Origin of the sequence: Thermogemmatispora tikiterensis (assembly GCF_003268475.1) — a bacterium.
Taxonomy (GTDB): domain Bacteria; phylum Chloroflexota; class Ktedonobacteria; order Ktedonobacterales; family Ktedonobacteraceae; genus Thermogemmatispora; species Thermogemmatispora tikiterensis.
This window is the reverse complement of the sequence record NZ_MCIF01000002.1, coordinates 5,517,783-5,536,647: the sequence shown is the minus strand read 5'-3', so window position 1 is coordinate 5,536,647 and position 18,865 is coordinate 5,517,783. Positions and strand designations below refer to the sequence as shown.

At 60.8% G+C, this 18,865-nt stretch carries 14 protein-coding genes and 1 other RNA gene; 11 read left to right on the top strand and 4 right to left on the bottom strand.

What is annotated here, in order from left to right; all coding sequences use genetic code 11:
* The first annotated feature begins 565 nt into the window (after positions 1-565).
* A complete protein-coding gene (locus A4R35_RS22120; RefSeq protein WP_112433321.1) occupies positions 566-874 on the top strand; it encodes a hypothetical protein in 309 nt (102 codons plus the stop codon).
* A gap of 249 nt (positions 875-1,123) precedes the next feature.
* Here A4R35_RS22120 and A4R35_RS22115 read toward each other — a convergent pair whose 3' ends face one another.
* The gene (locus A4R35_RS22115; RefSeq protein ID WP_112433319.1) at positions 1,124-3,130 is read right to left on the bottom strand and encodes a bifunctional homocysteine S-methyltransferase/methylenetetrahydrofolate reductase; all 2,007 of its coding nucleotides are present in this window, start codon (positions 3,128-3,130) and stop codon (positions 1,124-1,126) included.
* 275 nt (positions 3,131-3,405) lie between these two features.
* On the opposite strand from A4R35_RS22115, the gene A4R35_RS22110 reads away from it, so the two are divergent.
* Positions 3,406-4,455, top strand: coding sequence for a phosphoribulokinase (locus A4R35_RS22110; protein ID WP_112433317.1), 1,050 nt, complete (start codon positions 3,406-3,408; stop codon positions 4,453-4,455).
* Between the two features lie 231 nt (positions 4,456-4,686).
* On the opposite strand, the gene A4R35_RS22105 is transcribed toward A4R35_RS22110, so the two are convergent.
* The gene (locus A4R35_RS22105) at positions 4,687-5,118 is read right to left on the bottom strand and encodes an Hsp20/alpha crystallin family protein (protein WP_151727866.1); all 432 of its coding nucleotides are present in this window, start codon (positions 5,116-5,118) and stop codon (positions 4,687-4,689) included.
* 379 nt (positions 5,119-5,497) lie between these two features.
* Here A4R35_RS22105 and tyrS point away from each other — a divergent pair, with 379 nt between their 5' ends.
* Positions 5,498-6,751, top strand: a complete 1,254-nt coding sequence (gene tyrS / locus A4R35_RS22100) for a tyrosine--tRNA ligase (protein WP_223258447.1) — start codon at positions 5,498-5,500, stop codon at positions 6,749-6,751.
* A 101-nt stretch (positions 6,752-6,852) separates the two neighbouring features.
* A complete protein-coding gene (gene mtnP / locus A4R35_RS22095; RefSeq protein WP_112433311.1) occupies positions 6,853-7,725 on the top strand; it encodes an S-methyl-5'-thioadenosine phosphorylase in 873 nt (290 codons plus the stop codon).
* Positions 7,726-7,866: 141 nt separating this feature from the next.
* On the opposite strand, the gene A4R35_RS22090 is transcribed toward mtnP, so the two are convergent.
* Both A4R35_RS22090 and A4R35_RS22085 read right to left on the bottom strand, forming a co-directional pair.
* A complete protein-coding gene (locus A4R35_RS22090; RefSeq protein ID WP_112433309.1) occupies positions 7,867-9,333 on the bottom strand; it encodes an extracellular solute-binding protein in 1,467 nt (488 codons plus the stop codon).
* Between the two features lie 19 nt (positions 9,334-9,352).
* On the bottom strand, positions 9,353-11,686 hold the full coding sequence (locus A4R35_RS22085) for a TIR domain-containing protein (RefSeq protein WP_189362179.1): 2,334 nt from the start codon (positions 11,684-11,686) through the stop codon (positions 9,353-9,355).
* Between the two features lie 303 nt (positions 11,687-11,989).
* Here A4R35_RS22085 and ffs point away from each other — a divergent pair.
* The 7 genes from ffs (at position 11,990) to A4R35_RS22050 (ending at position 18,716) form a co-directional block, all read left to right on the top strand.
* Positions 11,990-12,089, top strand: an RNA gene (gene ffs, locus A4R35_RS25460) — signal recognition particle sRNA small type.
* Positions 12,090-12,411: 322 nt separating this feature from the next.
* Positions 12,412-14,625: a DNA polymerase III subunit gamma/tau gene (gene dnaX / locus A4R35_RS22075; RefSeq protein ID WP_112433305.1), complete on the top strand. Its 2,214-nt coding sequence runs from the start codon at positions 12,412-12,414 to the stop codon at positions 14,623-14,625.
* Between the two features lie 13 nt (positions 14,626-14,638).
* Entirely contained in the window at positions 14,639-14,935 is a 297-nt protein-coding gene (locus A4R35_RS22070; protein ID WP_112433303.1) for a YbaB/EbfC family nucleoid-associated protein, read from the top strand.
* 3 nt (positions 14,936-14,938) lie between these two features.
* On the top strand, positions 14,939-15,565 hold the full coding sequence (gene recR / locus A4R35_RS22065) for a recombination mediator RecR (RefSeq protein WP_112433301.1): 627 nt from the start codon (positions 14,939-14,941) through the stop codon (positions 15,563-15,565).
* Positions 15,566-15,910: 345 nt separating this feature from the next.
* The gene (recA, locus tag A4R35_RS22060; protein WP_228026383.1) at positions 15,911-17,023 is read left to right on the top strand and encodes a recombinase RecA; all 1,113 of its coding nucleotides are present in this window, start codon (positions 15,911-15,913) and stop codon (positions 17,021-17,023) included.
* 536 nt (positions 17,024-17,559) lie between these two features.
* Positions 17,560-18,321, top strand: coding sequence for a glucose 1-dehydrogenase (locus A4R35_RS22055; RefSeq protein WP_112433297.1), 762 nt, complete (start codon positions 17,560-17,562; stop codon positions 18,319-18,321).
* Positions 18,318-18,716, top strand: a complete 399-nt coding sequence (locus A4R35_RS22050) for a hypothetical protein (RefSeq protein WP_112433295.1) — start codon at positions 18,318-18,320, stop codon at positions 18,714-18,716. The genes A4R35_RS22055 and A4R35_RS22050 overlap by 4 nt, the downstream gene beginning before the upstream one ends.
* Positions 18,717-18,865 lie beyond the last annotated feature (149 nt).

Here is an 18,865-nt window from a genome sequence, read left to right as displayed (position 1 = left end):
CTTCAGCGCTACCCACGACATGCCTTTAGCCCCGTCCCGTCCCCTTGCACCGCCTGTAACTTCTCACCAGCCAGCATGCTGCGACAGACTGACCCTTTTGTATGTTATACTTATTGAGGTAATGCGTTTGTTCGCCCTATCCTCTATGTGTTCAGCAGACGCAGAAGATCTCTAACTGCGTCCTTCTATGCGCATTGTCTGTGCTTCAGATGCTGCTTCCGCGTCGCTCTCCGCAACCTGCGGCAGCGGAAACTGCAAAGGAGGACCATTATGAGCGGTTGCCTGGCAGCTGTCTCCATCTTCCCCGCCCCCACTCTGGCACCTCCAGCGCTAGCGCCCAGAAGCAGCCGGCTAGCCCGGCAGCTGCGCCTGTCGCTCTCACAGGCCGCCTGCAGGCTTACCTGTAGACGCCTGGGCCAGCTTCTTCCACCGTTCTCACTCTCGGTACAGGTTCATTAGCGTCTACTGTCTACAGCGACCACCCCCGGGTGCTGCCCGCAGTGGCGCTGGCTCTCAGGGTCCCTTGTGCATGGCAGGCACACGACCCCCTAAAAGAGGCAAGCCCATGCGAACGCTCTACACTGGTCACATCACCATCGGAAGACGCACCGTCCACTCATTTATCTACGCGGAGACGCTCTACGAGGCCGAAGAGCAACTGGCCGATATCCTGCAGCGCTATATCAGAGATCGCTATCGGCTGGCGGCCTCCCTCGTCCTGCCCCGGATCAACGTGGTTTCGCGCCCTTACGGCTGGCATCTGCCTGGCGGGCAATTCCTCCCCGGAACAAGCAGCCAGTATTTCCAGCGCTACCCGGCCCAGCCACGTCCCGATGGCCTTGTCTATGAGAGTGAGGCCGCCAGCGCTCCGTGAGCACGGCGAGGCGAACGCGCGAGACCAGCGGGGCCATCCCAGGCGCCAGGCCCAATCGTCTTCCTCTTCCGATCTGCCGCGTACCCGACCGGCCCGCACCTGAGTGAGCGGCTCTCGCTGCCGCCGTGCTCTTTCCCTTGTGCAGTCGCCCTACGGCTGCGGCTGCTGCGGCGCCTGCCCCCACCTGGCTAGCGCTCTGCCATGCCATACTCTTCTGTATATGGAAGAGGTGGACAACAGAGAATAAACTCAGGCATTGGCAGGCGCTTCGCGTAGCAAGCGGGTGAGGCGTCCAACAATATCGTAGCGTCGATAGGAAGGGAGCAGATAGACTCCCTGGACGAGGTCGCGCGCTTCCATCAGCAGCTCCTGAGCCAGTCGCAAGCCCTCCTCCGTGCCCTGATCGCCCGCCGCACGCATACGCTCGCGCACCCGCTCGGGAATAGTGACGCCGGCTACCTCATTGTGGAGAAATTCGGCATGGCGCCAGCTATGGAGGGGAATGCAACCAAGAATCACGGGCACCGGCGGCTTGCCAACTCGCTTGAGGAAGCGCTCTAAGGGGGCCAGTTCATAGATCGGCTGGGTCATGATAAAGTGGGCCCCGGCCTCCAGCTTGCGATAGTATTTCTCGATCTCGCGCTCGGCCTCCTCTTCGCTGACATTGAGGTTCAGGGCGGCCCCTATATGGAAAGAGGCTTTGGCGCCAATGGAGCCACCTGCCGCATCATGACCCTCATTCATCCCGCGCAGAATACGGATGAGTCCAACCGAATCGACATCCCAGACACCGGTGGTGTTGGGATAGTCGCCAACGCGCAGGGGATCGCCTGTCAAGGCGAGAATATTGCGCAGTCCCAGGGCGTGGGCCCCCAAGAGCTCGGCCTGAAGCGCCATCAGGTTGCGGTCACGGGTTGTAAAGTGGATGATGGTCTCCATGCCCAGATGATCCTGGATCAGGCGGGCCAGAGCGATGCAGCTCATGCGCACGCGGGCCAGCGGGCTATCGGCGATGTTGATGCAGTCGACGCCATCGCGCTGGAGCTGGGCGGCCCCAGCCAGAATCTTGGAGGGGTTGAGGCCCATCGGAGGATCTAATTCAACGCTGATGACAAATTCGCCAGCCTCTAGCTTCTGCTGCAGGCGTGTCTTGCTCCCCTCTTGGGGGAGAATCACTTCTTCCTCGGGCAGCGTGCCAATCGCCGGACGGCGCCCGCCGCGCCCCGGCAGCACCGCCGAAGCTGTGCGGCTGCCTTCCTGCCCCTGGGCGGAGGCCGACAGCCCATTCTGCTGCCCGGCCTCGTCCTTCTGGCCCACGGCGCCAGTCCCACGCCCATAGTGGGCGTCGAGCGCCTTGCGCATGGCTTCGATGTGGCGCGGCGTGGTGCCACAGCAGCCGCCGATGAGGCGTACCCCGGCCTGGGCGAAGCGCAGGGCATAGTCGGCAAAGTAGTCGGGTGTCGAGACATAGAAGAAGCGGTTACCGAGGCGCGTCGGCAGACCGGCATTGGGCTGAGCCGAAAAGAGCGGGGGACGCTTTCCCTGCTGGGCGGCGGCTTGAATCTCCTCGTCGAGGGCGCCAATCATCCCTTGCAGGGCCTCCAGAGTCATGGCCGGCCCAACACAGCAGTTGGCCCCCATGACATCAACCCCCAGCTCGTACAACTCTCGCGCCACACTGGCCGCCGATTGACCGGAGAGCGTGCGCCCATCTTCGTAGAAGCTGACTTGAGCCACGATCGGTAGCCCACCGACCTCCTGAGCCGCCAGAATGGCCTGGCGCAGCTCGGCCAGGCTGGTAAAGGTCTCTAAAATCAGCAGCTCGGCCCCCCCTTCCTGCAGCGCCTCGATTTGCTCTCGAAAGGCCGCCCGCACTTCGCTGAGCCGCCCACTCTCGGGCGCCTGAAGCGGCTGGCCGCTCGGTCCGACTGCGCCCGCGATAAAGACCGGCAGACCGACAATTTCGCGGGCCTCTATCGCTCGCCGCACACCCTGAAAATTGATCTCGCGAACCCGATCCTCCAGGTTATAGGCAGCCAGACGCAGACGATTGGCGCCAAAGGTGTTCGTCTCGATAATCTGGGCTCCGGCGCTGATGTACTCGCGATGGATACCCTGAATCAATTCCGGACGCGTTACGTTGAGCAGATCGAAACATTGCTCGTAGGGAATGCCACGCGCGTAGAGCAGGGTTCCCATCGCTCCGTCACACAGCAGCGGACCCTGCCGCAATCGCTCCAACAATACGTGTTCCATAATAACAGACCACTCCACCGGCAATACTGACAATTGAGTTCGCTTCGTTGTCCTTCTATTGTACTCCCTCTCTGGCCTCTTCTTCCAGAGCGATGCGCCTGGGAAGGGCAGGCTGGCCGCGAGATAGGCGAGATATGCTATACTTTTAACCAGCGAACCCTTGGGAAAGGTTCGCTTCCGGCGAGGTGGAACGGATGGTGTTCAGAGCACGCAGATGCCAGGCAGCAGTACCCCGACTCGTCTTGCCTGCTTGTCTGCTAATCAGTGGCTAACTCATGGAGAGACAGAAGACAGCTCACAAGCCTCTCATTGTCGCGGTCTGCGGGGATAGCGGCTCAGGGAAGAGCACTCTGACCGATGGAATGGTCCAGCTCTTTGGCCAGGATTCCGTGACGCATATTTGCCTCGATGACTATCACACCCTGGATCGCGCGGCACGCATGCGCGCCGGCATCACCGCCCTTCATCCGTGCGCTAATAATTTTCCGCTGATGACAGAGCATTTGCAACGCCTGGCGCGCGGTGAGACGATCCTGAAGCCGGTCTACGATCACCGCACAGGCACCTTTGGCCCGCCCGAGGAGGTGAAGCCAGCGGAGATTATTTTCGTCCACGGCCTCCATGCGCTCTTTACGCCCGAGCTGCGCCGCCTCGCTCATGTGCGTATTTATCTCGACCCCGAGGCCGCCCTGCAGCAGCAGTGGAAGATTATGCGCGATAGCACCTCTCGCGGCTACACCGTCGAGCAGGTGCGGGAGCAGATTGCGCTGCGCCGCCGCGATAGTCGCCTCTATATCCAGCCGCAAAAGCGCTTTGCCGATATCATTGTTCGTTTCTACCGTGGAAGCCTGTACTACCGTACGCGCGATCTGGCCCATCTCGATGTGCGCCTGATCGAGGCGAAGCATGCCCCCAAGATCGATCTCTCAGATGTGCTGGAGGCTTCCCACAATGGACGTAAGCCCGCCTTGCGCCTGGTGGAGGAGGTCTACGATGGGGTGCTGCGCGATGTCCTGGAGATCGACGGCGACATCAGCCACCAGAAGGCCTGTGAGCTGGAAAATTGTATCTGGGCCCATATGCAGGAGATCAACCACCTGCGACCAGAGCGCCTGAGTATGCTCGGGCGCTTCTACGTGGGAAACGTGCTGCGCCAGAGCGACCCGCTGGCGCTGACACAGCTCATTATTCTTTATCATATTATTCATGCACGAAATCGCCTGCGGCAGAACACTGAGGAAGAGGAAGTGAGCAGGCGGGAATCCCCCGCCTCGAGGGAGCCTGTGGAAGGCCGCGGTGGCCGCGAACGCGAGCCGGAGCAATGATCATAGCTCAGGCCAGGCGGGATTGATACTCGCCAGCTGCACCTGCCCCTGCAGTCTGGAGCATATCAGGAGCGGCACGGCCAGGCCAGGGCCGATCTGGCCGGCTGGCCAGACCACAAGGCTGGCCCGCTCCTTTGAATGCTCTTATCCCCAGGTGAAACTCGCAGCATGGCCGGGGACGGAGCTAGCGGGCGAGCCAGCCTCGCAATGTCGCTGCTTCCTTCGCCCCGCTTAGCGGGTGTTGACTTTGACAGTGCGCGTGCGGGCCTGCTCGGCCTTGGGCAGGCGCAGGGTCAGGATGCCGTTCTGATAATGGGCCTCGGCTCGATCGGGATTGATCGGCGCAGGCAGCGTGAATGATTGCTGATACTGCCCCTCGCCGAAGTTGCGCCAGTGGACCGTCGCATTCTCAGGCGCTACTGGCTTTGTCTCCCACTTGACAGAGATTGTGTCTTGCTGCGCGGTGATCTCCACTTCCTCCGGCTTGACACCCGGCATGGGGATCTGCAGGATGAAGTCATCTTTTGTCTCGTAGAGGTTCGAGGCAACACCCCGGCTCAAGAGGTTGCGTGGCGAAATGAAGCTCTCCTCAAAGAGGCGATCCATCGCTTCGCGCAGCGAAATCATCTCCTGGAAGGGGTTGTAACGAGTCAGATCTGGCATAGGACTACCAACACCTCCTTCATTAACTCTTTCTTCTCGCATTAACTCTGCTGTCTTACCGGCTAACAAACAGGTCACACAAGGCTTCTGTCTCCGAGAACTTGCGGCCTCTCTCGCTCACATCATCTTCGTCCGTCGCTGCTGACAGTCCCATTCCTTCGGTCGTCAGGCTGGGCCTGTCTCTCGCCTTAGAGTATAGCGTGCCTTGTATTAGAGCAACGTTTGCAATCTATAAGAATTCTATTAGAAAAGTTGATAATGATCCTATCAAGCTCAACCTCTCGACGCCACCCGCGCTTTCTGTTACAATGCAGGCAATACGCAAGCCATCTCATCTCACCAAATCAGTCAGAAGAGGAAGGGTGCAGAAGACGTGACGGTGAAGCACTCACCAGAGCCAGCTGAGATCGAGCGGGTGCTGAAGCGCGGAGTGGTGCTGGTGGAGAAAGAGGAAGAGCTACGGCGCCTGCTGCTGGAAGGCAACCGCGGGGAGCCACTGCGGGTCAAGCTTGGCGTTGATCCCAGCCACTATGAGTTGACCATCGGTCATGCGGTGGTCTTCCGCAAGTTACGCCAGTTTCAGCGCCTGGGCCACAAGGCCGTGGTGGTGATCGGCGATTGGACAGCCCGCCTGGGCGATCCGAGCGGACGTGAGAACGCGCGTAAGCCTCTGAGCGCCGAGCAGGTCAAGGCCAATGCCGCGACCTATCTCGACCAGTTCTACCGCATCGTCGATCGTGAGCAGACCGAGGTACGCTGGCAGAGCGAATGGTTCGATCAGTTCACCCTGGCCGATGTCATGCGCCTGCTCAGCTACAAGACGGTGGCGCAGATGCTGGCCCGCGACGATTTTGCCAAGCGTTTCCACAGCGGCATCGAGATCTATCTGTCAGAATTGATGTATCCGCTCTTGCAGGGCTACGATTCAGTGGCGCTGCGCGCCGACGTGGAGATCGGCGGCACCGATCAGACCTTTAATTTGCTGGTGGGGCGTGAGCTGCAGCCAATCTTTGGCCAGCCGCCGCAGCAGATTCTGACGGTGCAACTGATCGTGGGGCTGGATGGCCAGCTGAAGATGGGCAAATCGCTGAATAACTATATTGCCCTGACGGCCCCACCCAACGATATGTACGGCAAGCTGATGTCGCTGCCCGATCACGCGATGAGGAGCTACTTTGAGACGCTGACCGACGTCCCCGATGAGGAGCTGGAAGAGATGAGCCGCAAGATGGCCGAGGGGACACTTAACCCAATGGTGGTCAAGCGCCGCATGGCTCGTGAAATCGTGAGCGAGTTCCACGGTCCCGAGGCCGCTCAGGCAGCGGAGGAAGCTTTTATTCGCCAGTTCTCCCAGCGACAGCTACCGGAGGAGATGCCTCTCTATCCGCTGACAGAGCCGGTCAATATTGTCACCCTCTTGGTGGAGGCCAGGCTCGTTCCCAGCCGCAATGAGGCCCGTCGCCTGATTCAGCAGGGAGGCGTGAGCTTCTTCCCCCACGGCGCTACCAGCGAGGTCCAAAAGATCGAGACGCCCGATTTCATGGTGCCTCCCAGTGAGGGCGCCGTACTCAAAGTCGGCAAGCTGCGCTATCTGCGCATTACTTCGCCTTCTTCTTCTTCAGTTCAGTCCTGAGAACGCTCGAAGGAGGTGGGCCTCCCAGCGCTGCCCGGGCTGCGCCGCGAGGTCCACACCCGACTTGATGATTTCTGCCAGCAAGGAGGAATGCGATCGCTATGCCACAGGCAACCATTGGGGTGATTGGCGGCAGTGGGCTGTACCGCATGGAGGGGATGACTGATCTGGAGGAGGTGGCGGTAGAGACACCCTTTGGCGCCCCCAGCGATGTGATTACTATCGGCAAGCTGGAAGGGGTGCCAGTGGCCTTCCTGCCGCGCCACGGGCGGGGTCACCGCCTCAGCCCTACCGAGATTCCGGTCCGCGCCAATATCTGGGCCTTGAAGAGCCTGGGTGTGCAATGGGTGATCTCGGTGAGCGCAGTCGGCAGCTTGCGCGAGCACATTGCCCCCCGTGATCTGGTCGTTCCCGACCAGCTCTTCGATCGCACGAAGAGCCGTGTGAACTCCTTCTTCGAGGGCGGCCTGGTGGTTCATTGCACCTTCGCTGAGCCGTTCTGTCCCACCCTGAGCCGGCTCCTGCTGGAGACAGCCCGCGAACTCGGCGATGTGCGCGTACACGAGGGCGGGACCTATGTCTGTATCGAGGGACCGCTCTTCTCAACGAAGGCGGAGTCTCTGGCTTACCGCAGCTGGGGCATGGACATTATCGGCATGACAGCCCTGCCCGAGGCGAAGCTGGCCCGCGAGGCGGAGCTGTGCTATGCGACCCTGGCCTGTGTGACCGACTACGATTGCTGGCATGAGAGTGAAGAGTCGGTCTCGGTGGAGCTGGTGGTGCAGAATTTGAACGCCAATGTGACGAATGCTCAGCGCATTTTGCGCCGCCTGGTCAGCAAGATCCCTGCCGACCGCAGCACGGTGAGCTGCGATTGCTCCCAGGCGCTGGCTTCGGCCATCATTACCGACCGCGCCGTTATTCCCGAGGCAGTCCGCGAGAAGTATCGCCTGCTGATCGAGAAGTATCTGTAGTCAGCCAGTGGCTGCGTTTGTTCGGAGCGCTCGCCTGTCTGATTGCTTTGCTCGCTGTCCGGCAGTCTGGCGCAAGCTCATGCCCTGGCAGCGCAGGCCGCGCTCCGTCTTACTCCCGACCTTCCGCTGATGCGCGAAACCCTAGCCAAGCACGGCATGAAGCTCTCTCTCTAGCAGGGTAATGGCTTCGACAGGACTGTGCTCGCCCCGCAAGGCGCTGTAGACTGCCGCTTGCACAGCTCTGGAAAATTGCGCGTACTGCGTCAGGCGCGGACGTAACTGTCCGCGCTCTTCAATCATTTCCCGCAGGCCACTGTAGAAGGGCAGGTTGGCTTGCAGCTCAGGATCGTCATAAATCGCCTTCAGGACTGGCAGGTAGTTCTGACTGCCGGCGAGGGCTTTCTGGGCGGAATCACACAGGAGCCAGCGAGCAAAGGTCAGGGCGGCTGCTCGCTCTCGTGGAGGGGCGTGAGCATTGATAGCAACCTGCCAGCCGCCGATACAGGGGCGGGTTGCTCCTGGCAGAGGATAGACAGCTACCTGGTGGGCATGAACCTGCGATCCTAGCCCACGGACATCGAGCTGGTTGTAGGCATAGGGCCAGTTGCGCATGAAGGCCGCAATCCCTTGATTGAAGTGGGCGATCGTCAACGGCTCATCCAGCCCCTGTATGTCTCCAGTACTCTCCAGGGCCTGCAGCGGGGTAATCGCACCCGGACCCTGGACCCAGGAAACCATCTCGCCTAAGGCTTGCTCCAATTGATCTCGATAGCGCTCAACGACCACCCGATAGGCTGGCCGCTTGTCTTGCTGGCCATCGTCCTCAGCGACCAGCTGAGCGCCGTAGCCTGAAAAGACTTCCAGCGCATTGCAGAGCAGCCCTTCATAGGGAGCGTTCTGCCAAAGATAACCCCAGCCTGGGAGAACAGCTGTGACAGAGTGTTTGGCTTGCGCCTCGCGTGCCATCGCGCTGAGCTGTCTCCAGGATGAGGGCGGCAGGCTCTCGCCCGCAGCATAGGGGATATCGCTGCGGCAGAAGAGGAGGCCCACATCGCTATGGAGAGGCAAGGCCCAGAGCCGCCCTTCGCTGGTAGGATAGCTGGCAGCGGTAAGAGCCGTCTGCAGGTACTGCTCGCTATCGCTCTGGCAAAGCAGCTCATCTAGAGAAACGAGCCAGTGCTGCTCTGCAAATTCGGCAGTATAGATGATATCGAGGGAGAAGACCTGTGGGGTCTCTCGACCCGCTTTGAGCTGCTGACGCAGCCACTGGTGATAGTCGTCGGTGCTGCTTCCTTGAGCCGCTAAGGTGACCTGCACGCCGAAGCCTAACGCATTGAAGGTATCTACCAGCGTTTTAAAGATCCCTTTCGGGTCCGGTTCGGCGTACCAGAAGATCTGCGTGGGTGAGGAGGAGCCGACTACGCTCGTCGGCGAGCAGAGGGCGACCTGCGAGACGCAGGTGCCCATGATTGACCGAGAAACGTTGCTGGAGATGCACGAGGAGAGCAGGGACCACGTCCCCCCGGCTAGCGCGGCCAAAAGCTGGCGCCGGCTCCAGCCTCGCTCTAGCCCGGCGCCCAGACCCGACAGCGGAGGCAATTGCCTCATAGCTTAGCTCCTGCGAGAATTAGCGATAGCTCCCACTGATGAGCATTTCCTGTTCGGTATAGGGGCCGGACTGGGCGGGAGACGGTCCAGGGACAATTTTGAGGACGAGCACCGCTTTATCGATGGGATAGCCGTCGGGACCAAAAGCGATCTGACCACTGATTCCCTGCACTGGCAACGCCGGGCTGATGCTCTTCAGCCCTTGCAGAAGCGCGCTCTCCGACCCTTCCCTCTGGAAGGCGGTGAAGACCACAGTGAGCGCATCATAGGACAGAATCACTTCGCTCTCCTCGCGACTTTTGCCATAGGTGATTGGTCCTTCGCTCTGTCCCGGCGGGCTAAATTCGTTGAGATAGTCTGCAAAGAAGGCCGGCGGCTGTTTGCCAGGTAGAAAGTAACTATATTCATCGGGGTAGGCAAAGCTTAGAAAATGTAGCCCGACCAGGGCCGCGCGATCTCTGGACGAAAGGAGATCCACATAATGATAGAGGATGTCTGTCCCCAGGACGACTAGATGAGAATAGCGCTGAGCGGCAAGGGCTTTCTGCAAAATGACAGCGCTGGGGGCCGCCCCAATAAAGACAAGAGCATCGTTCGTCGGCGTGATGAACTTTAGGCTATCTTGTATCCCCCCGGCAGAGTCGCCTGTGTAAGCCTGGGAAGGATAGACTTGCTGCCGACGATTGGTGAGACTCTGCAGATCATGAGCCAGGGCCTGGGCAGAGGGCAGATTTTCATCATAGATGACATCAGGATTACGTGCTCCAATATGCTGCATATAGGCCACGAGGGCGGCGGCTTCGCCCTGGAGCGAGGGCACAACGCTGAAAAAGTTAGGGAGCAGGCCGCTCAGATCCGTCGGGACCGAAGCAACAATGGGAACCGGCATACTCGACAGCAGCTTCAGCAGGTCGCTGCTCATACCTTCCTGCACCACATCATCCCCCGCCAGCCCGAATGGCCAGCCAATCAACGCCAGAGCATGCAGTCCTTTCACCTGGAGGCACTTCTGAGCCAGTCTGGCAGCTTCCAGAGCCGTCTCTGCGCTATAGCCACTATTCTCGATGAGAAGGACCAGCTTCATCCGTGACCCCTGACCTCTGTTATACTCCTTTTGATAGACGAACGCCCCCTGCAGAATAGCTCGACTTTGAAGCGCATCCTGCTGCGCGTAGAGACCCCCTTGATGCGAGAAATGAACTCCTACCAGGAGGGAGAGATGCGGCTGAGAGAGGTAGAGCAGGTCCTCACTATAGATACCAGCTTCGGCATCCGTGGGATCAGTTCTACGAGCCAGCAGAAAGTAGGTCCGCGCCTGGCTGATACGGCCTGCTCTGAGTAGAGCCGCCGCCTGCAGCTTGGCGCTGATTGTCAGACCATTGCCCTGGTCGAAGATCGATTGGCCGACACTGATCCCGACACAATCGCCATCCACCAGCTCGGTAGTCAGCCCTACTGCGCCAGGCATACTTGCCTGGCTGCAGACTGCCATCGCCGCAGCAGTGTTGCCCGTGCGGATCTCTGTTGCCGGACGAGAGGTAGGCAGAGCCAGATAGCCAATAGAGACGCAGAGAACGCAGAAGAAGAGAGCGAGTAGAGTCACGACCTTCCAGCTGGCGAACTGCCTCCGACGGTCCCTTCCCTCCACAGGAAGGACTGGCTGCATCTCTGTCGCCGCCCCAGATCTGCCTCCTGTGACCTTCCTCTGTTCCTGCCGCAAGACAGGCACCTGTGCCGATTTTTCTGCAAGGGCAACACCCACTGCCCCATCCTGGAGCTCCTGGCGCACTGGCCAGCGCTTGATGAGCTCCCTGATCTCCTCGCAGATCTGCGTTAACTCCCTATCAAGCTGAGACCTACCCATTTGGACCAACGCCTTCCCAGAGCGTGGCAAGAGCTGGCGACCTTTGAACAGCGGCTTGTCTTCAAGAGAAACGTTGCTGGTCCGAATGGGGATAAATGCCCAGTCGTTCGGCGGCAGGCGCTCCTCGATCAGCTGCAGTTCAAGCTGATGATGTTGTAGAAAGTCGGGACCGACCAAGACAATGACGAGGTTCGCCTCCCTGATGCGCCGCCGCAACCCGTCTTCTCGGTCTTGGCCAGGCCGCACATCTTTAGTGAGATCGCTCACGCTGACCCCGATCGCAGAGAGGTGCGTGTTCAACCGGCTGGCTAACGTGCGATCTTCCTGAGCATAGCAGAGGACAGAGCGAATTGCAAAGGCAGAGGTAGACGACCCGGAGGATAAGCTTCCCTGATCTCCCATAGTAGGACCTCCGCAGCCTCGCAGCGGCAGGCTGGCCCGGCGGTGGGTCAGCGCGGACGAGACATCCTTGATTCCAATACTTTTCATTGTACAAGAATATCGCCTTATTTTCAATAGAGTCATGGTGAATCTTACGCTGCAACATCAGCCAACTCGCGCCTGGACTGGACAGCAAGCAGGCCAACACAGCCACAGGGCAACCAGCGCGCAAAGGGAGAAGCGTCTCACGAGCGGCAAGAGTTACGCCTCCCAAGTCGTGACGTGACCCACCATCAATCTTGACAAGACACCTGGGACAGGTGTACAATAAGCCCTGGTCCGCGAAGGCAGATCCTGTCAGAGAGAACGAGCGGAACAGACCGGTTTTCTCCCCGCCCTGTCGCTCGGCGCAATTGGGTCCTGCGCGGCAGATGTCTGTGAACCCCGCCAGGTCCGTGAGGAAGCAACGGTAAATGGACCTCTCTGGGCGTCGCAGGGTTGCCTGATTGCGCTGAGCGGCAGGGCCGGGCGAAAGCCGGTTTTCTGTCTGTCTCGCGTTTCCGTCTGCCTCACACGTGCATCCGTTCTGCTCTTCGCCCGACGGCACAGCATCTACCGCGCCGCGGCCTGCTGTCCCTGTCGGTGCGACGCGGCACGGCGCGCAGGCCCACCCGGCTAGTTCTTTGCTTCGATCTGGATCAGCGCCAGCACTACCAGGCCCAAGTAGCCAGGTCAAACCCGTTCTTGATGGAATTTGTGAAAAGTATGCCCAGAGCGGCAGATTAAGCAGACAGGCGGTTGCAGAGGGGACGATCCGCGCGAGGATACTGAGTATGAGTTCACAGGCGCTTTATCGCAAGTGGCGTTCCCAGACCTTTGAGCAGATGGTTGGCCAGGAGGCCGTTGTTGAGACGCTGAAACACGCCCTCAGCAGCGGCAAGCTGGCCCACGCCTACCTGTTCACCGGGCCCCGCGGCACTGGCAAAACAACCACCGCCCGCCTGCTCGCGAAAACCATCAATTGCCAGCACCCCCGCAACGGCGAGCCCTGCAATGAGTGCCAGCAGTGCCGCGAGATTACCGCTGGAACCTCCTTCGACGTGATTGAGATCGATGCCGCCTCAAATCGCGGTATTGATAACATCCGCGAGCTGCGCGAGAAGGTCATGGTGCGCCCCACCTCCGGCAGGTACAAGGTCTATGTCCTCGATGAGGCTCATATGCTGACGACCGAGGCATTCAATGCCCTGCTGAAGACGCTGGAAGAGCCGCCAGAGCACGCGATTTTCGTCCTGGCAACCACCGATATGCATAAGATGCCGGCCACGGTAATCTCGCGCTGCCAGTGCTTCTATTTCAAGCGCTTCACGACTCGCCAAATTGTGGACCACCTGCACTACATCGCCAGCCAGGAGGGGGTAACGCTGGAGAAGGGAGCTGCTGAGCTGATCGCCCGTGCCGCCGCCGGCGGGATGCGCGATGCCCTCAGCCTGCTGGATCAGGCGATCGCTTACTCGGGAGAGCGGGTCAGTCTGGCTCAGGTTCAGGCGATGCTGGGCGTGGCCGACCCGCAGGCTATCGAGAAGCTGGTACAGGCTGTGGCGGCAGGGGAGAGCGCAACGGGCCTGCACCTGATCCATCAGCTGGCCGAGGATGGGGCCGACCTGCGCCAGGTCAATGCCCAGCTGGTAGAGTACTGGCGCGCTCTCATGCTGGCTCGCGCCGGCGCCTCCTTACCTGAGATTCTCGATCGTAGCGATGAGGAGATCCGCCAGATCCAGGAGCTGGCGCGCCATTTCTCGCTGGAGGAATTGACAGGCTTTGCCCGCATCTGCGCCCAGAATGAGCTGCTTCAGAAGGGCCTGGGAACACCTCAGCTGGCTCTGGAACTGGCTTTTCTGGAGTGCCTGGAGCTGCGCCGCCGGGCCCAGGCAGGTGAGGCCCTGCTGCCAGCCACCGGCCCCTCCTGGCAAAGTACGACCTCTTCCGCCACCTCTCCCGCTGCTCGCCCGGCCCCACCGCCTCCCGCTTCAGGACGCAGCGAGGAGGAACGCGGCGAGGCCAGCCCCTTGCGGCCTTTCCTACCGCCCCTACGCCCGGCGCCGACCAGCGGAGGACGCTCCCGCTCCGAGGCTGGCCCGTCTACTCCACCTGCTCCCGGCACTATAGGAACAGCCACCCCAGCGGGAGCGGCAACGTCCGTCTCCCCCCCAGCCTCAGCCACCACTGCCAGCCGCCCAGGCTCTGGCGCCCGTCCGCCTTCTGGTTCTTCCTCAGCCGCAGCCTCCACCAGCGGCGGAACGCTGACGCTGCAGCAGGTGCAACAGGCCTGGGAAACGATTCGGCGCCGCGTGAGTCAGAAAAATCACAAAGCCGCCTCCTGTCTCCAGGACTTCCACGTGGTGGATGTCGAGCAGCATGGGGGCCCGCCCGTGGTAGTCATCCAGGCGGAGCATCAACCGCACTTTGATTTTCTGAACCAGGGCAATCGTCATAAGCCGGTAGAGCAGGCCCTGGAGCTGCAATTTGGCATCAAATGTCTGGTGCGTCTCTTGCCTCCAGGCCAGCCCAGCGGCGCGTCCCTCTTTGGACGAGCCGCACTGCGCCGCGATCCCTCGACCTCCGCCATCGCCAGCCCTGGCCCAGGCAGCACCCTACCGGCGGAGGCCGCCGAAACTGAAACCGAGGAGCCTCTACCCCCGGCCAGCGGCCCTGAGGCTCCTGCCCCCTCCCCCCTTGCCAGAAATGGCATAGTGACAGAAAATGATAGCGGTGGCAGGCCCGAGGCTGAGGAACTGTCTGTTGAGCAGAAGGGGCCAGCGGCCCAGCAATCCGAGCCTCCTGCTTCCAGCTGGTCTTCAGCCAGTGCCGAGAACCAACCTCAGCACGCCGCCCCAGCGACCAGCAAGCCTCGGCCCCAGAGCAATGGCTCTGCGCCACCGCCAGCTGTATTGCGTGAGAAGGCAAGCAGCGATCCGCGAGTGCAGGAGGTCATCAAAACCTTCAACGCAGAGATCGTCGACATTGATCTTGAAAAAAGCGAGTGAGGAGCTTCTTCTTATGAACATGCGAGAGATCATGAAGGCTCAGCAGCGCCTTCAGAAATTGCAGGAGGAACTGGAGCAGAGTCAGTTTAGCGGGAGTGCAGGAGGCGGCGCAGTGACAATCACTATGAAGGGCAACTACGAGATTACCGCCATCAAGATCGATCCCGAGGCGGTCAATCCTGAAGACATCGGTGAGCTGGAAACGATGCTGCTGGCAGCAGCCAAGGACGCTTTCAGCAAAGTGGCCGAGGCCCAACAGAAGATGCTCACCACGATCACAGGCGGCCTCAAGATTCCAGGGTTGTTCTAGGCTATGAGCGAGCTGGCTCCCCCTGTTGCGGCCCTCATCGAAGAGTTCTCGAAGCTACCGGGCATCGGCATCAAGACCGCGCAGCGTCTGACCTTTTATGTGCTGCGCAGCCCCGCCGATCAGGCGCGCCGCCTGGCCGAGGCCATTTTGCGTGTCAAGGAGAGCATCATCTACTGCTCGCGCTGTTTCAATATCACGGAGCACGATCCATGCAGCATCTGCCAGGACCCCCAGCGCGATCGCCAGCTGGTCTGCGTGGTCGAAGAGCCACTGGATGTGCTGGCTCTGGAACGCACCGGGGCCTACAAAGGCCTCTACCATGTGCTGCATGGCGCGCTCTCTCCCCTGGAAGGTATCGGGCCTGACAATCTGCGTATCAAAGAGTTGCTCGAACGCGTCAGACACGAGGAGATTCACGAGATCGTGCTGGCCACTAACCCCAACTTCGAAGGCGAGTACACGGCTAATTACCTTGTCTCTCGCCTCAGAGAGCTGAAGCCAGAGCTGGCCCCGCGCCAATTGAAGATCACAAGCCTGGCCCGTGGCCTGCCCATCGGCGGCGACCTGGAATACGCCGATGAGGGTACCCTGCGCCGCTCAATTGAGGGACGCCTCGATCTCGGCGCCTGAAGCACATTAACACCTTCCGTTCCGCTCGCTTGTTGACTTTCTTTGACAGATGTTCTACACTCATGCTGACCTTGCTCCTCCCAGCTCGCCAGAACCTGGAACCAGCCAGAGCCAGTAGACGAAGCCAGGGACCAGTGAATGAGCACCCGAGCAACGCAGCAAGAGAGATTGCTCAGATCGCCGAGGGCAGGAAGCCGCCTCTTCCGCTTTCTGACCCTCACGAGGGAAGATATTCTGTGAGAGCGAGAACAGCAGGAGGTCATCCGATGCTGCCCGCGATTACCTCTCACATGGCAGGGGCATCGGTCCGCTGTGGTTGGATATAGCACGAAAGGTGGCACTATGATGACCAGGAAAGAGAAGATAAATATCGCTTCGGGCACGAATAGTAGCGCCCCGGCCAGTGAGCGGGAGCGCGCGCTTGAACAGGCTGTCCAGCAGATCGAGCGCCGCTTTGGGAAAGGGGCCATCATGCGCCTGGGCGAGGCGGCGAACGCTCAGGTGGAGGCGATCCCCACGGGGTCCATCGCCCTCGACCTGGCGATCGGTGTGGGCGGCGTGCCTCGCGGTCGCATTACGGAGATCTACGGCCCGGAGTCCTCGGGGAAAACGACGCTCTGTTTGCACATCATCGCCAACGCTCAGCGCGCCGGCGGCTATGCGGCTTTTATCGATGCGGAGCATTCGCTCGACCCCGCCTACGCCGCTCGCTGTGGGGTGGATATCGCTAATCTGTTGATCTCCCAGCCGGATTCGGGCGAGCAGGCCCTGGAGATTCTCGATGCCCTGGTACGCAGTGGGGCCGTAGACGTGGTGGTGGTGGATTCAGTGGCGGCTCTGACCCCCCGCGCCGAGATCGAGGGCGAGATGGGCGATTCTCATGTCGGCCTCCAGGCCCGCCTGATGAGCCAGGCCATGCGCAAGCTGACGTCGGCAATTACGAATTCAAACGCCGCGATCATCTTTACGAACCAGCTGCGCGAGAAGGTGGGGGTGATGTTCGGCAACCCAGAAACAACTTCCGGTGGCCGCGCGCTGAAATTCTATGCCTCGGTCCGCCTGGATATCCGCTCAACGGATACCATCAAGGTGGGCCAGGAGGTGGTCGGGCGCCGTACACGCGTGCGCGTGGTGAAGAATAAGGTGGCTCCTCCCTTTAAGGTGGCTGAATTCGATATTATGTATAGCGAGGGTATTTCTCGCGAGGGCGGCCTGCTCGACCTGGGCCTGGAGATGGGCCTGGTGAAAAAGAGCGGCGCCTGGTTCACTGTGGGCGATATCCGCCTCGGTCAGGGTCGCGAGAATGCGAAGGAGTTCCTTCGCCAGAATACGGATGTGGCCCAGGCTCTGGAGGAGCAGATTCGCAGTAATATGCTGTCGTTCCGCGGCGGCGAGGCCGAGCCGCTGGAGGATGGCCACGCCGATGAGCCTCCCACGGAGGCGCTGGAGGAGCTGTGAGCCTCTCCCAGCAAGGCGCAAGGCAGGCATGAGGAAGGGAAGAGAAGGAGAGGAGAGGAGAGGAGAGGAGAGGAGCAGCTTGATCGGCCAGCTGGCCTGACTCACTTGCTCTCTGCGCTGACCCAGAGCGGCGGGCGCGGGCGGCGAAAGAAGGTCGGGCCGTCCGCGCTTTGCTGTTCCTGACAGACTGCACGCCCGGCTATCGCCCGTCCTCTACTTTCTGCGTCGGTCGATAGTGTGCTTCCCTGACTGGTCCGCTCCGCTCAACTGGCCCTGCTCTCTCTGACTGAAAAGAAGGTCGGGCCGTCCGCGCTTTGCTGTTCCTGACAGACTGCACGCCCGGCTATCGCCCGTCCTCTACTTTCTGCGTCGGTCGATAGTGTGCTTCCCTGACTGGTCCGCTCCGCTCAACTGGCCCTGCTCTCTCTGACTGACTGGCTGGCTCGCTTCCTGCCGACAGCCCCCGTCTGGCTGCAACCAAGCAGATGGACAAGCCAGCAGGTCAGCACGAAGTTCTCACGACGAGGAGGCTCTCTATGGGACAGGTTCGCTTCGACTTCAGCGGTGAGGTGGCGCTGATTACCGGCGGATCTCGTGGCCTCGGCCTGGAGATCGCCGAGGCCTTTGGCCAGGCCGGCGCAACAGTGATCATAACGGCTCGCCGCGAGCAGTGGCTCGCGGAGGCAGAGCGCCACTTGAAGGAACAGGGGATCACGGTCTCCGCCCAGCTCTGCAACGTAGCTGAGGCCGAGGCAGTCGAGGCTCTGGTCCGCCAAAGTCTGGCCCTCTATGGGAAGATCGATGTGCTGGTCAACAACGCCGGCCAAACCTGGGGCGCGCCCGCCGAAGAGATGCCCCTGGAGCGCTGGCGCCAGGTGCTGGAGACTAATGTGACAGGGACGTTCCTGATGTCTCAGGCGGTTGGGCGCCATATGCTGGAGCGCCACAAAGGTTCAATCATTAATGTGGCTTCGATCGCCGGTCTGAGTGGCGAGCAGCTGCGGACAGTAGGCTATAACGCCAGCAAGGCCGCGGTGATCAATCTGACACGCTCGCTGGCGGTGGAGTGGAGCGGACGCGGAGTGCGCGTCAACGCAGTGGCCCCCGGTATGTTTCGCACACGCATGACGGAGGCGGTGCTGGAGCAAGCCGAGAGCTATATCGCGAGCACAACCCCAATGGGCCGTATTGGACGCCCGGGCGAGCTGGCTCCGGTAGTGCTCTTCCTGGCTTCCGAGGCGGCGAGTTATATCACCGGTCAGGTGCTGGCCGTGGATGGAGGGCGCAGCGCTCAGTGAGCGAGGAGCTGATTCTCCCAACGCTGCGCTGGCTGCCGGAAGCAAATCGCTGGCAGCCTTTCCGCGGCCTTCAGCCTTGCGACTGGCCACCCGAGGTGGAGCCTCAGCACCTCCCTCGCCCGACCTACACAGTCGGAACTCGCGTCTATTTCGAGTACGTCGGTCCCCGTCCCTGGGAGGGAATCATTCAACTGATCGAGCTGCCAGGCGGTCGCTACCAGCCTTGGGAGGATGTCTACGAGCTGATCGCCCGCCGCTACTATCGGCCCGAGGCAATCGTCTATCTGATCCAGGCCCGCGGCCATCTACGCCTGGTACGAGCCCCCCGCGTTGTCGGCCTTTCAACAGGGAGCGAGCTGCGTCCTTTGCTGGAACATGGCTATGAGGAGTTTTGAGCAAGACAAGAGCAGCCTGCCGCTGGCCTCAAGAGGCCTTGCTCTTCCCCCTCAGCCTGAGCCGCAGCGGGCAGTCAGTCTTTTCTTCTTCTGGCTGCCCGCTCGCTGTCTCGGCGGACAGGCATCCCTCGCAGGCTTTTGCAGGCTCT